Source organism: Rhodospirillum sp. A1_3_36 (assembly GCF_047263945.1).
Classification (GTDB): domain Bacteria; phylum Pseudomonadota; class Alphaproteobacteria; order Rhodospirillales; family Rhodospirillaceae; genus Rhodospirillum.
Window position 1 is genome coordinate 228,139 of sequence record NZ_JBLAVB010000001.1, and the last position, 12,998, is coordinate 241,136.

Genomic DNA, 12,998 nt, shown 5'->3' on the forward strand with positions numbered 1-12,998 from the left:
GGGGTGTTTTGTTTCTGGGCGGACAACGAGGAGTGGGATCGTGGCGGGGACGGGGAACCAGATCGTTGAGGTGTCGACCAAGCCGTTCGTGGGACAAAAGCCCGGTACGTCAGGGCTGCGCAAGAAGGTTGCTGTTTTCCAACAACCTCACTACCTGGAGAATTTCGTCCAGTCTGTCCTGGATGTTCTGATCGACCGGGGGGAAGGGGGGCCGGGCAAGACCTTGGTGGTCGGTGGCGATGGCCGCTTTTTTAACCGGCAGGCCATCCAGACTATTCTCCGTCTGGCGGCAGCCAATGGCTATGCCAAGGCTATTGTGGGACGGGACGGGATTCTGTCCACTCCGGCGGCTTCCTGCGTCATCCGGGGGCGAAAGGCCGACGGGGGGCTGATTCTGTCGGCCAGCCATAACCCCGGGGGGCCAGAGGGTGATTTCGGTATCAAATACAACGTTGCGGCAGGCGGACCCGCCACGGAATCCCTGACCAATGCGTTTCATGCCCGCAGCGAAACAATTGAACGCTATCGGACCCTGGACGGCAAGCCCGAGGTCGACTTGGGGCGGGAGGGACTCACGACCATGGGGGCGATGGCTGTGGATGTCATCGATCCCGTGGCCGATTACGCGGCCCTGATGGAAACGCTGTTCGATATGGAGGGCATCGCCGGTTTGTTCCGGGAGGGGTTCACCATGCGCTTTGATGCCATGCATGCCGTCACCGGCCCCTATGCCGTGAAAATCCTGGAGGGGCGCTTGGGAGCGGCCCCAGGGACGGTGGTTAACGGTATGCCCCTGGAAGACTTCGGCGGTGGCCACCCCGATCCCAATTTGACCTACGCCAAGGAATTGGCTGACCTGATGATGTCCGAGTCCGCACCGGACTTCGGGGCGGCCAGCGACGGGGATGGCGACCGGAATATGGTCTTGGGGCGCGGCGTTTTCGTGAACCCCTCGGATAGTCTGGCGGTGCTGGCGGCCAACGCGGAGTTAATCCCGGGCTATCGCGGGCGGATGACAGGGGTCGCCCGCTCCATGCCTACCAGCCGTGCGGTGGATCGCGTGGCGGCCAAGCGGGGCTGGGAATGTCACGAAACACCGACGGGCTGGAAATACTTTGGCACCCTGCTCGACGCCGGACGGGTGACTCTGTGCGGTGAGGAAAGTTTCGGAACGGGATCGGATCATGTGCGGGAGAAAGACGGGCTTTGGGCCGTTCTGGCTTGGTTGAACGTGATTGCGGCCCGGGCTCAGACCGTGGAGCAGATCCTCTTCGACCATTGGGCAAACTACGGGCGCACGTTTTATTCCCGCCACGACTATGAAGGATTGGACGCGGAAAAGGCCGGGGCGCTGATGGATCATGTGCGGAGCCTGGATCTGAAAGGGCGGGCTCTGGCGGGCGTTCCCGTGGTGTTGCACGACGATTTCTCCTATGTGGACCCGGTGGATGGCTCCAGGGCCTCGGGCCAAGGGATCCGAATCGAGCGTGAGGATGGGGCGCGTCTGGTCGTTCGTCTGTCCGGAACCGGAACGGAAGGAGCAACTTTGCGCCTGTACCTGGAACGGTACGAGCCCGATTCAACCAAGCACGGGCAGGGCGCCCAGGAGGCATTGGCCGACCTGATCCGCGCTACCCGCGACCTCTTATCTCTTGAAGAGCGTTTTGGCTCCGAAACTCCGACGGTGATCACCTGATGATCAGGCATGACTTCCACTCCACGATCCTCCGCGCCTATGACATCCGCGGGATCGTCGGAGAAACACTGTTCGAGGCGGATGCCCGGGCCATCGGTGCGGCCTATGGGACGCTGGTCAAACGGGGCGGAGGCTCCATTGTCTGTGTGGGTTACGATGGGCGGGTCAGTTCGCCAGCACTGGAAGCCGCCGTCGTCGAAGGGCTGATGAGCACGGGGATGACCGTCCGCCGGGTGGGGCGGGGACCCACGCCCCTGTTGTATTTCGCCGTAAAGGACAGGGGCGCCGATGCGGGGATCATGATTACCGGATCCCACAACCCGCCCGACCACAACGGCTTCAAGATGCTGCTGAAGGCGCGTCCTTTTTACGGCGACGACATTGTGCAAATCGGTTCGCTGGCCGCCAAGGGAGATTACGAGACAGGCGAGGGGCGTGTCGAGGATCTGGACTTGATGGACAGGTACATCGACCGCTTGCTTCAGGATTTCAAGGGTGGGGTGAACGCGGATATTTCTGTGGTCTGGGACGCGGGCAACGGGGCTGCGGGCGAGGCTATGGCCAAGTTGACTGCGAAGCTGCCGGGCAAGCACCGTCTGCTGTTTCAGGAGATCGACGGATCTTTTCCCAATCACCATCCCGATCCGACGGAACCGGAAAATCTGGAAGACCTGATCGCTGCTGTGGCCGAAGAAAAGGCGAATTTGGGTATCGCATTCGACGGAGATGGCGACCGCATTGGCATCATCGATGGTGCGGGGAAGGTGCTTTGGGGGGATCAGATCCTGATGCTTCTGGCCCGGGAGGTTTTGGCAAAGCGGCCGGGGGCACCCATTATCGCCGATGTGAAGGCCAGCCAGTCTCTGTTTGAGGAAATTGCCCGTCTGGGTGGCCAACCTCTGATGTGGAAAACGGGCCATTCTCTGGTGAAGGTCAAAATGGCCGAAACGGGGGCGCCCCTGGCCGGGGAAATGAGCGGTCATATCTTCATGGCCGACACCTATTATGGCTACGACGATGCGCTTTATGCCGCCGTGCGCATGCTGAATGTGGTCCTCGCCCTAAAGGATATGGATTTGGCCGCTGCTCATGCCGCCCTGCCAAAGGCCGTCAATACACCGGAGTTGCGCTTCGACTGCCCCGATGAGCGCAAATTCGCTGTTATGACCGAGGTTGCAGATCGGTTGAAAGCCGAAGGCGCCAGTTTCTCTGATGTGGATGGGGTTCGGGTCAATACGGACAAGGGCTGGTGGTTGCTGCGGGCCTCGAACACCCAGGCTGTCCTCGTGGCCCGCTGCGAGGCCAAGACCGAAGTGGATCTGGAGAGTCTGAAAGACACTTTGTCTGGTCACTTGAAACGTGCAGGTCTCTCGCTTCCATCGTGACGGTGGGTTCGCGCAGAGATTTTCTCGGAGCTTGCACCGGCCCTTGATTTCTTTTCTCCAGGGGTCGGAAATGGTTTCGGCCGGGTTGTCTTCTATGGCAGATGATCTTCTTTGGCCTCGACCCACAATGGTCGTTCACCCCATATGAGAGAAAGTCTCCGCACCGTGAATTTTGACGCTCTACGTAATGGATCGAGCCTGAGGGAAGGCATTGTTCTGGCATCTTTGGCAAGTTTGCCATTGATCGCTCTGTTTGCTCACACCCAAGTGATTTTACCGGTTGGTCTCATCGCTGTCATGGGGGGATGGGTATTGTTGGATGAGCGACTGGCCGCCCGAGCTAGGGGTGGCATGTTCCTGGTCTGGCCTTCCCGTCTTTCAGCCCTGTTCTTGGGCTGGATGGGTTTCTGCTTGTGGGCGCTGATGACCTTGAATTGGACGCCGGTTCCGTCTGCGGGGACCCGCGCGGCTCTGTCCTTGTTGGCCATCGGTCTGGGAAGCATCTTTTGTGTCCGGTGTCTGGGCTCCCTGGCCAATCCCCCGGGCAAGCACCGTGTGGTGACGATTCTGTCTATGGCGATGTTTGTTCAGGCGGCGGTTATTATCCTTGAGGCTCTGAGCGGTGGTTTTATTCTGCCTTTGATTAATGCGACCATCCAAAAGAAGAATATCACTTTTTCCAACCTCAATTCTGGGGTCAATCTTGGATTGCTTCTGACCTGGGTTCTGATCATGGGAGCCTTTGATCAAGGACGGCGGCGCCTCGCTGGGGCGTTGATTATTGGAATGGTCTTACTGGTTGGCTTATCCAATTCGGAAAGTGCCAAGGTGGCTCTGATTCTGGCTGTGGCCGCCAGCGGCGCGACCCTTTTACTGGGACGTTGGGCGTTGCGTCTGGTGATATGGGGGTACGCGCTTTTTCTGACCGTCACCCCATTTGTTTTCAGCCGCATCCTGACGGATTCCCTTTTCCGGGAAATTGCGCCACATCTTCCCTTCTCCTTCCAGCACCGCTTTATCATTTGGCGGCATGTGAGTGATTGGATCATGGAACACCCCTTCTTGGGGTGGGGGGTGAGCGCCAGTCGATCTTTTCAAGATGAAAGGAAGATGTTGGATATCTTCCAGCAGGAGGAGGGCTGGGTTCAGAAGTCCATTCAGATCATGCCTATTCATCCCCACAATGCGTCCCTGCAAATCTGGCTGGATTTGGGAGTGGTTGGGCTTGTTCTCGCCGTTCTGGTCCTGTTCCTCTTTCTGGCTGTCCTCGAACGGCGCCAGCGGACGCGGTGGCACCAGGCGGGAGTCACTGGGCTGATTACAGGGGGATTACTGTTGACGGTGGGAGCTTACAGCATCTGGCAAGGGTGGTTGCTGACATGTGGGGTTTTGGTTGGATGTCTGGGCTGGATGATCTTGCGAAATGAGGGAGGCTCATCCTTGGCGCCGGAATCGGGCGGTACCACCAGGGTTATTTCCACAGCTGGCGGGTAAAAGGCGGCGCGGCATTTGAACGGACCAAAAGCGGCGTGGGTTTCAACCCGGGCCGCTTGGTATTGTCAAGGGACATGACAACAGGGGGGCTTTGCCCCGTCCCCCACTGGGGCCGAAAGGCCCCAGACCCCGGGCTAAAAAAACGGGGATCTGAGGGCGTTTTTCCCCAAAATATGGTTTACGTCAATGCGGCAGGGAGGTTTACGTTATTGTTGTCATGGTGAAGTAAACAACGCCGCAGAGTACGACAATGGTGCCTGCCGCCAATACCCAGGCGGTGAAGCCCAGGCTGTGATCTCGATCCATGGGCGCGTCCACGTCGTCGACAACGCCGGTCCAGTCGGGCGGGATATCATCCGCTGGGGCATCCGGGGTCGGTCTCGGAGTTGGAGGAACAGGGGGGGGCATGATGCGGGATGATCCGCCGGGAGTGTCCTCGCTCGCTTTGGTTGTTCCTCCGAAAATACGGGAGTGCCATCTGGCCAGCGTGTTCTCCGCGTTTAAGGTTGCCGTATCGGGGTCGGCGGTCGTTGCTGCCAAGGGACAGGGCAGGGGCAGGGCTGTTGCTTCCTCTCCTTCCGTCCCTGCGGGCATCGTGCCCGCACGGAGACGACTTAGGCGTTCGCGCAGCTCGGCTTCCCGGTAAAGGTATTCCCGGGTCGTCTCCATATAGGCTTGTGCACCGGGGGACTGGGGCGCATGGACGACGACCGGATGGTCGGCGTCCGCAGAATCCGATACGGCAGTATCTCGGGGAATAACCACAGAAAAAACGGCATCGGCGAATTCGCTGCGGATCACCTTATCCAGCTTTTTGCTTGTTGCGTCCGTACCCATCATGGTGACGAGTACTCCATGGATGGCGAGCGACGGATTGAAGGTGGTCCGGATCCGTTTGAGGCTAAAAAAGGCGTTGACCATGCCATCATGGGCGAAGGTCTCGCTTTGCACCGGGATGAGGACGGAATGGGCGGCCACAAGGGCGTTTACTGGCAATAACCCCAAGGCAGGCGGACTGTCGATGATGATGTGGTCGACGGCGGGCAAGTCGGCCAAAAGACGTTCCCGGAAGATGAACTGGGGGTGGTCCTGTTCGGACAACTCCAATTCCAGACCGGCCAGCATGCGCGAGGCGGCCAGCAGTTTCAGGCCCGGGTAAGTCGTTTCCCGCGCGAGTTCTGCCATGGGGGCGTCGCCGGAGAAGAATTCATAGGCTCCGGCTCCCTGGTTGTAGAGGCCACCGACTGAGGTGGTGGCGTTGCCTTGGGAGTCCAGGTCGACCAGGATCACCGACTGGCCGCAGGCGGCCAGGGTCGTGGCCAAGTTCGCCGCTGTTGTGGTCTTTCCCACGCCGCCCTTTTGATTGTAAACGGCAGTGATCCAGGGAATCGTCCGTTCGTCTGGCGAAGTGGGCGCGGGGGAGAGCGCTGCAGAAGCAGTCTGGTCTGCGGTTAGGCTTGGGGCGTCGCTCATCGGTCCGGTCCATGATGGGGAAGGGGAAGATGTCCCAGGGCTGTTTCACCCAGGAAACCTATCGGATCCGGAAGGATTATGCCAGTCCGGCGCCAGATTATCGGCTTGGATGGGGTGTTTTTCCTTTCTTCCCCCCCCGGCGATCAAGTCTGTATCCCTGCTCATCGATGTTTCTCTTGGAAGAGGCAGATGACCGGTTTTCCTGGGCTTTTCGATTGGGTGGTCCGCTCTTTCCACGGCGCCGTGGGGTCGAGGTCGATGTCTGGGGCGGGTCTGGAACGGTGATCTCCCGCCAAGCTCCGGTGGGGAGGCCTTCCAGGTCATGGGGGCCGATGGCGGCGCGAATAAGGCGCAGGGTCGGTAGACCGACCGCCGCCGTCATCCGTCGGATCATGCGGTTCCGCCCCTCCTTTACGGTGATCTCCAGCCAAGTCGTGGGAATGGCGGCCCGCCAGCGGATCGGCGGCGTCCTTGGCCAGAGGTCCGGTGGCTCTTCAATTACCCGAGCCATGGCGGCCCGTGCGGGGCCATCCTTCAGCATCACGCCCTGGTGCAGGGCATCGAGAGCTTTTGGGGCCACGGTTCCTTCCACCTGGACCCAATAGGTTTTGGGCAGTTTGTACTTTGGGTGGCTAATCCGGTGCTGCAGGGCGCCGTTGTCCGTCAGCAGCAAAAGTCCCTCGCTGTCCCGATCCAGGCGGCCGCAGACATATACGCCTGGTATGGACAAGTGATCGGCCAAGGTCGCACGCCCTTCCCCATCCGTAAATTGACTGAGAACGTCGAAGGGCTTGTTCAGGAGGATAAGGCGGGCCAAGGCGAGTTTTCCGTGGATGGATAGGGGCAATATGGAGAAAGATCTTATGTTGAAATGATCTCGCTGGCGCTCAGGCTTCGGGCGGAACCGTCCACCGGGCTTTCCAGGAGGTCAACTCTTGATCTACCCGGGCCAGGACGGTCGCCCAGTCCTGGGGGGTCGGTTGACGGAAGAGGCGGGCGGTCGGGTACCAGGGGCTGTCTTGCCGATGCCACATCCACCGCCAGTCCGGGGTGTAGGGGAGCAACAGCCAGAGTGGGCGGCCTAAGGCGCCGGCCAGATGGGCCACGCCGGTATCGACGGAAATCACCAGGTCCAGCTCCGACAGAAGCGCCGCTGTATCGGCGAAGTCTTTGATTTTTTTTCCAAATTCGCGAATTTTCAAAGCACTTCCAGCGGCGTTCAAGTCAGCCTGGGAGTAGCGGACGGGCGAGATGTTGATGAAGGCGCCATGGGCTGCCAAGCGGTCGAAGGCCAGCAGAGGCATGGAGCGCCGGTGATTGCGGGGGTGGGTCGGGCGCCCCTGCCAAGCCAGACCGATGCGGGGACGGGGCAGGGGGGCCAAGCGCTCCCGCCAGATCGCCCGGTTGGCAGGATCCACAGTGATATAGGACGTCTCCATCTTTAAGCTGTCTGGCGTGATATTCAGAAGGCGGGGGAGGCTCGACAGCGGGGTATGCAGATCATAGGCATCGCTGGGGGGAACGTTCTGGGTCAGGACATCGTACCCTTCCACCCCTTGGAACAGACGCGTCAGCTCCGGACTGGTGCCGAGGATGATCTGGCGGGGCTCTAGGGCGCGAAGCTGTTTGATGTGGCGGCAGAACTGGATGCTGTCCCCGAACCCCTGCTCACCGTAGACCAGAAGGCGTTTACCCCGGATGGGCTCCCCATTCCAGCGCCGGTTGGCGTCGAAATGGCAGAGAATCTTCTTCCCTTCCTCGGTGGCGTACCGCCATTCCAGTTCCTCCCAACCCCTGGGCCAGTTTCCCCCCATGAGCAGGATATCAGCCAGCCCCATGTGGGGTTCGGGCCGGTCTGGGAGGAGACGGGTTGCCCGTTCAAAAGCCTTCTCAGCCTCATCAAGGAAACCCAGGTCGTGGGCAGCCATGGCGTACTGAAACTGGACCTGACCATTGTTTGGGTAGCGGGGGGCTGCGGCGCGGAGGGCGTCCAGGGCAGCGACATGACAATTGGCTTCCCTCAGGCAGGCCCCTTGCACGGCGATGGCATCCCCTTTCCGGTCTCCTTCGAGCAGAAGGGACCGGGCGATTAAGGCCAGAGCCTGGGGGCCGTCATGTCGGGCCAAGGTCTGCCGGGCGGCATCGAACAGCGACATCCGTTGTCGGGGGGCAGCTTTGGGAGCCGTGGGCGTCATTGACCCGCCTTCCTTTCTTCTGTGAGCCAAAACCATCGGTCTTCGCCCTTACCTTGCTCAGCAAGGCTTTGCCGCAACCAGGGCATCAACTCGGGCAGGGCTTGGATCAGCCCATGGGGTGGGTTAAAGACCACCAAACCCGTGCCGTTTAGCCGAAGGGGGGGGAAGCGGGGCCGGACCCACAATTCGGCAGCGATGGCTGGAACGGGGGTCGGCAGGCTTTCTGGCAGGCCCCTCAGGTCTGCGTGAAACGCTTCGACAGCCGCAGTGTCCTTGATGGGGTACCAAATCATATAAATACCTTGGGACCAGCGGCGAAGGGCGGCCCGCATGGTGCGAACCAGGATCCGGAATTCGTCGGTGCGCTCAAAAGGCGGGTCGATCAGGACCAAGCCCCGACGCTCCGGTGGTGGAACGTGGGCAATGAGGGTTTCATAGCCGTCTTTGGTCTCCACATGGACCCGAGGTTGTCTGCTCAGGGTCGCACGCAGGCTTTCGTTGTAGGCCGGATGTAATTCGGAAATCACCATGCGGTCTTGGGGGCGAATCAGGTGGTGAGTCAGGAGAGGGCTTCCCGGATACCGCTTCAAAGAAAACCCCGTTCCAGGGTCCTCGCTTCCATTCCTCATTGCGCCCCCACCGAGGATCTTGATGGCATCTAGATAGGCATGGGCGGATTCGGGTGCCACTCCGGGTGCCGCCTCGGCCTGGTTGAGCAACCGGAGGATTCCCTCCCGGGCTTCTCCTGTCCGCTCAACGCGGGGGTCGGACAGATCAAAAACGCCTTGCCCCCCATGGGTATCGATGACGACGAACGACTTGTCCTTGCGTTTCAAGTGGTTCAAGGCGATTGTAAGGCAACAGTGTTTCAGAACGTCAGCGAAATTACCTGCGTGATAGGCATGATCGTAATTCATACAAAACCCTTGGAAGACGGATTCGGCTGTAGCGCAGCGCGGTATGGTGGGTTCGCTGTCGTGGCGGACAAAGCCATGAACTTTACCATGCTCCAACGCAAGCGGGGAGGCTGCGGGAAGACGTTATGATAAATGATCCTAGGACAATGGCACCAGATTTCGCGTCTGCTGCTGGCAGACACATGGCCGATGTCTTGGCTGCGGGGGAGGATTTGGATGGGGCTGTGCAATCCGATCACCGGGAAACGGGTTTGACACCCGCCGAGCTGTGCGAACGGGCTGAGCGGGTCATCGCCCATCAGAGCCCGGTATATTTCGCCGCCCGACAGGGGCATGGGGACCCAAGTCGCTTACCCATTTTCCTGGTGGGTATGGCCAACCCAACGGCGAAACGTCTCCGGGCCATCCTGTCGGCCCATTCGCGCGTCCATGGAGCGCGGTCGCTGAATCTGTTTCCCGTTCTGTTGGATAGCCTGGAGGCCTTTGATCGTCAGGCCGGGCGCGACCGGACCTTCCCCGAAAGCCTGGACGTGGTTTCGGCCGGAGATTCCCTGAAGGTCGCCGGGTGGTTGTTGGGCCATTTGCAGAAGGAGGACCCGGGTGCCGACCATATCCTGGATGGCCGAGGACTGGACGCTGCCATGGTGGGATTGGTGCATCTGGTCTTTCCCAAGGCGGGCATGATCTTCTGTCGCGACGATACGGGTGTCGACAATCTGCCACCCGAATCGCGGCGTCTATGGGACAGCCAGAACACCCTGATGGACCATTGGAGGGCTGTGTTACCCGGTCGGGTGATTGAGGTAGACCGTGATTCCCTGCTCAAGGACCCTAAAAATGTGATTTTGGGTGTCCTCAATGCCCTCGGATTACAGCCGGAGGAGCGGGTGGCCCAGGCCATCACTGCAGCACCTGGCGATCCCTCTATCTTATCCCCCGGTGCGGCTGTGGGGACGGCTACGGCCCATATCCGGGCCGGTCGCCTGGATCAGGCTGCGACGGTTATGCGGGCGCTGCTGCGGCGTGTGCCCGAGCACCCTGCCGCACTCCACCTGCTGGGGGTGGTGGCGTTCCGGCAGGGGCATCCGGATCAGGCTGTGACTTTGATGCGCCAATCCCTTCATCTGTTAGGGGCCCCAATGCCCGATTGGGAGCACAATCTCGCCGTTGTGGAAAAGGCGCTGAGTGCGCGTGCCAAGGCCCCTGATCCGGCTGCTTCCTCTCCGGCGGTAAAGGCTTCCGACTCGGTTGCTCTCCCATCGGAAGATGGTGAGGCACTCTAAAATTTATAAGATTGGGAGTGAAATTGAGGCGGCTTGACTCAAGCGGATCCAGTTTCACTCCAGTCACCAGATGGTGACCAACGGAGAGAAGAGGGCCTTGCTGAGTTCGGGACAGTCTCCCCGAGTTGGCTGGCTGAGCCATATGAGGCTCGAAATCCTGCGAAAGATGGATGGAGAAGTGAGGTGAGGTGCTCAAATGCCTTTATACCCCGTTCTCACATTCAGACCAACGCGTCGGTCGATGCGAAAGATTTTCCCTGCTTTCTCTTGGATGACCTAGACTCTTGTCGCTCATGAACCAATTCTTATTGGGAGGGGGTGTGCCAGTCGGGCGCGCGATCTAAGGGGGCGGGGAACGGTCGTTTGGTGTCGTGCGTTGACGCATGGGACGGCAAGTTGGGGACGAGGGATATGAATGTTGTCGGATGGATAAAAGGGAGTATCATCCCGGATCGTGCGTCTTTTGACGCAGAGGTCAAACCATCATTGCGGATGGCGAAGCCGGAAAACGATTCTGTTTGTCTGTTTGCTGCCTCCGCTGCTGCCTCCGCTGTTGCCTCCATTGTGGCCTTTGGAGCTGCGAGCGTTGTCCTTGCCGGGCTGCTGCGGACACCGGACGCTTGGGCAATGCCCGCTGTCGACCAGACGCAGGGCGGGGAAGAAAGTCATCTTCGGGCCACCCCGACCGCGGTTCAAAATCCGGATCGCCTGCACGATGATCCAGTTCCTGCAACAGGCGTCGCGTCTCCTCGGGGGCCTTCTCTGGAGGGAGACACCTCGGCCATTCAACCCAGGCCTGTGGTTGAAGCCGATCCCACGGCCGACGCTGCTCCCAAAGCTCTGGCGGGTGCGGATGAGCTGTCGAACCTGTCAAAGGCAAAGCTGTCAGACCTCCTGTCCGAGCAGTTCTCCGACACACAGGAGGGGCGGTTCCTAAGGGCCTTTTATGCGGCTCGTCACTGGGTGCCCCAATGGGTCGCCAATGATGTCGTGGGGGGAGCGAATGGGTCTGTTGGCCTGACTCCTCGAGGTCATCGTCTGCTCGAGGCTTTGGATGGGGTCGCTGCCCAGGGTTTGGATAGTCAAGCCTATCGTCTTGGGGAAATTAGACGCCTTGTCGCGAAGGGAGACCTGACCTCGCTGGCTCAGGCGGAAATTCGATCCAGTGCAGCGGCGATGACACATCTGTTCGATCTGTTGCTGGGGCAGACCCGACGCTTCATGTCTTTCGACAAACGGTTGGCCCTTCTCGAAACAGAGGAGAGGCTGGACGGTGTGAATCTGTTGGCCAACGCGGGCGCCGCACCGGATGCTGCCGTGTTTTTTGCCGGTTTGGCGCCGGACACCGACCAATATGGTCGGTTGATTGCCGGGCTCGCGAATACTCGGGCGCAGATCGAAAAGGGAGCCGCCTGGGGGGACCCCATTCCGGTGGAAGGGCGCCCCTCGATCAAGCCGGGTGAGCGGGATGACCGTCTGCCGGCCCTCAGGAAACGGCTGCTGGCCACCGGGGATCTGGTGGGACCTGAGGTGGACTTCTTGGGCTATGACGCTCCCTTGATATTGGACCCTGTCACTGAGGGGGCCGTTCGGCAGTTCCAGGCCCGCCACGGTTTGGCGACGGATGGCGTTCCCGGAGCCAAGACCATTGCCCGCATGAATGTTTCTCCGCAAGAGTTGCGGTCTGCGGTCGAGGTTGCCCTAGAGCGGTGGCGCCTGCTGCCGAGAGATCTGGGAGGAGCCTATGTCTTGGTCAACGTGCCCCAATTCGAGCTGTTCGTTATGGAAGGACGGAGGGTGGCGCTGACCATGCCCGTGGCCGTTGGGCGGGAAGGTTTTGAGACTCCCCTGTTCAGCGACTCCATCAAATATATGGAATTCAACCCCTATTGGAATGTTCCCATTTCCATCGCCCAGAATGAGGTGATTCCAAAACAGGTAAATGATCCGGATTACCTTGCGAAGACGGGGTTTACGGTTGTGACCCGAACAGCCCAAAGGGACCCCGTTATTGACCATGCGACTGTGGATTGGAGCAAAATCGGCTCGGCGGCTCAAGGATATCGGTTGCGTCAAGAACCGGGGCCGAAGAATCCTTTGGGGACTGTGAAGTTCATGTTCCCCAACAAATATGCCGTCTATTTGCACGACACCAATAGTCGGTATGTTTTCAGTCGCTCCGACAGAGCCGTGAGCCATGGGTGCATTCGCGTGGGCGATCCGAAAGGCTTGGCGGATTACCTTTTGGCCAATAACGCGGGTTTGCCCTCAAAGGTGGCCGATGATTTTAAGGGAGCTTCTCCGCAGATTGTGCGCCTGAAGCGTTCGCTGTCCGTGCATCTGGCCTATATCACGGCATGGGGGCTGGAGGATGGATCGATTCGGTTCAGTCAGGACGTCTACGGCAAGGATCCGGTTTTGCGTCAGGCATTGCTCGACAGTGCCGTGATACCCCATGCCGATGCTGTCATGGCCGCTCGATAAAGGGATCCCCTTGAAATATCAAATTGGTTGAGCTTTTGTGTGGTGTTCCACCTATCCGAATTGGCATGACC

9 protein-coding genes are annotated in these 12,998 nt (G+C 59.8%); 5 read left to right on the forward strand and 4 right to left on the reverse strand.

The features are described from left to right. Window positions 1-40: 40 nt before the first annotated feature. The 3 genes from ACLIRY_RS00970 to ACLIRY_RS00980 all read left to right on the forward strand — a co-directional run bounded on the left by ACLIRY_RS00970 (window position 41) and on the right by ACLIRY_RS00980 (window position 4,575). Window positions 41-1,696 (forward strand): alpha-D-glucose phosphate-specific phosphoglucomutase, encoded by a 1,656-nt coding sequence (locus ACLIRY_RS00970; RefSeq protein ID WP_413203472.1) that lies wholly within the window; start codon window positions 41-43, stop codon window positions 1,694-1,696. Then, window positions 1,696-3,081: a phosphoglucomutase/phosphomannomutase PgmG gene (pgmG, locus tag ACLIRY_RS00975; protein WP_413203473.1), complete on the forward strand. Its 1,386-nt coding sequence runs from the start codon at window positions 1,696-1,698 to the stop codon at window positions 3,079-3,081. Before ACLIRY_RS00970 ends, pgmG begins: the two co-directional genes overlap by 1 nt. Before the next feature lie 351 nt (window positions 3,082-3,432). Then, the gene (locus ACLIRY_RS00980; protein ID WP_413203474.1) at window positions 3,433-4,575 is read left to right on the forward strand and encodes an O-antigen ligase family protein; all 1,143 of its coding nucleotides are present in this window, start codon (window positions 3,433-3,435) and stop codon (window positions 4,573-4,575) included. Between the two features lie 201 nt (window positions 4,576-4,776). Here ACLIRY_RS00980 and ACLIRY_RS00985 read toward each other — a convergent pair whose 3' ends face one another. The 4 genes from ACLIRY_RS00985 to ACLIRY_RS01000 all read right to left on the reverse strand — a co-directional run bounded on the left by ACLIRY_RS00985 (window position 4,777) and on the right by ACLIRY_RS01000 (window position 9,160). Next, complete coding sequence (locus tag ACLIRY_RS00985) at window positions 4,777-6,048, reverse strand: ParA family protein (protein ID WP_413203475.1); 1,272 nt, start codon at window positions 6,046-6,048, stop codon at window positions 4,777-4,779. 97 nt (window positions 6,049-6,145) lie between these two features. Continuing rightward, window positions 6,146-6,865 (reverse strand): pseudouridine synthase, encoded by a 720-nt coding sequence (locus ACLIRY_RS00990; RefSeq protein WP_413203476.1) that lies wholly within the window; start codon window positions 6,863-6,865, stop codon window positions 6,146-6,148. Window positions 6,866-6,935: 70 nt separating this feature from the next. Then, window positions 6,936-8,243, reverse strand: a complete 1,308-nt coding sequence (locus ACLIRY_RS00995) for a glycosyltransferase family 9 protein (protein ID WP_413203477.1) — start codon at window positions 8,241-8,243, stop codon at window positions 6,936-6,938. Then, entirely contained in the window at window positions 8,240-9,160 is a 921-nt protein-coding gene (locus ACLIRY_RS01000; protein WP_413203478.1) for a 23S rRNA (adenine(2030)-N(6))-methyltransferase RlmJ, read from the reverse strand. The genes ACLIRY_RS00995 and ACLIRY_RS01000 overlap by 4 nt, the downstream gene beginning before the upstream one ends. Before the next feature lie 182 nt (window positions 9,161-9,342). Here ACLIRY_RS01000 and ACLIRY_RS01005 point away from each other — a divergent pair, with 182 nt between their 5' ends. Both ACLIRY_RS01005 and ACLIRY_RS01010 read left to right on the forward strand, forming a co-directional pair. Continuing rightward, complete coding sequence (locus ACLIRY_RS01005; RefSeq protein ID WP_413203479.1) at window positions 9,343-10,443, forward strand: sulfotransferase; 1,101 nt, start codon at window positions 9,343-9,345, stop codon at window positions 10,441-10,443. 492 nt (window positions 10,444-10,935) lie between these two features. Continuing rightward, complete coding sequence (locus tag ACLIRY_RS01010) at window positions 10,936-12,927, forward strand: L,D-transpeptidase family protein (protein WP_413203480.1); 1,992 nt, start codon at window positions 10,936-10,938, stop codon at window positions 12,925-12,927. Window positions 12,928-12,998: the final 71 nt, after the last annotated feature.

Excerpts from the sequence above, each read along its gene's own strand:
- pgmG (WP_413203473.1), top strand. The coding sequence starts at position 1,696 with ATGATCAGGCATGACTTCCACTCCACGATCCTCCGCGCCTATGACATC.
- ACLIRY_RS00980 (WP_413203474.1), top strand. The coding sequence starts at position 3,433 with ATGTTCCTGGTCTGGCCTTCCCGTCTTTCAGCCCTGTTCTTGGGCTGG.
- ACLIRY_RS00985 (WP_413203475.1), bottom strand. The coding sequence starts at position 6,048 with ATGAGCGACGCCCCAAGCCTAACCGCAGACCAGACTGCTTCTGCAGCG.
- ACLIRY_RS00995 (WP_413203477.1), bottom strand. The coding sequence starts at position 8,243 with ATGACGCCCACGGCTCCCAAAGCTGCCCCCCGACAACGGATGTCGCTG.
- ACLIRY_RS01000 (WP_413203478.1), bottom strand. The coding sequence starts at position 9,160 with ATGAATTACGATCATGCCTATCACGCAGGTAATTTCGCTGACGTTCTG.
- ACLIRY_RS01005 (WP_413203479.1), top strand. The coding sequence starts at position 9,343 with ATGGCCGATGTCTTGGCTGCGGGGGAGGATTTGGATGGGGCTGTGCAA.
- ACLIRY_RS01010 (WP_413203480.1), top strand. The coding sequence starts at position 10,936 with ATGGCGAAGCCGGAAAACGATTCTGTTTGTCTGTTTGCTGCCTCCGCT.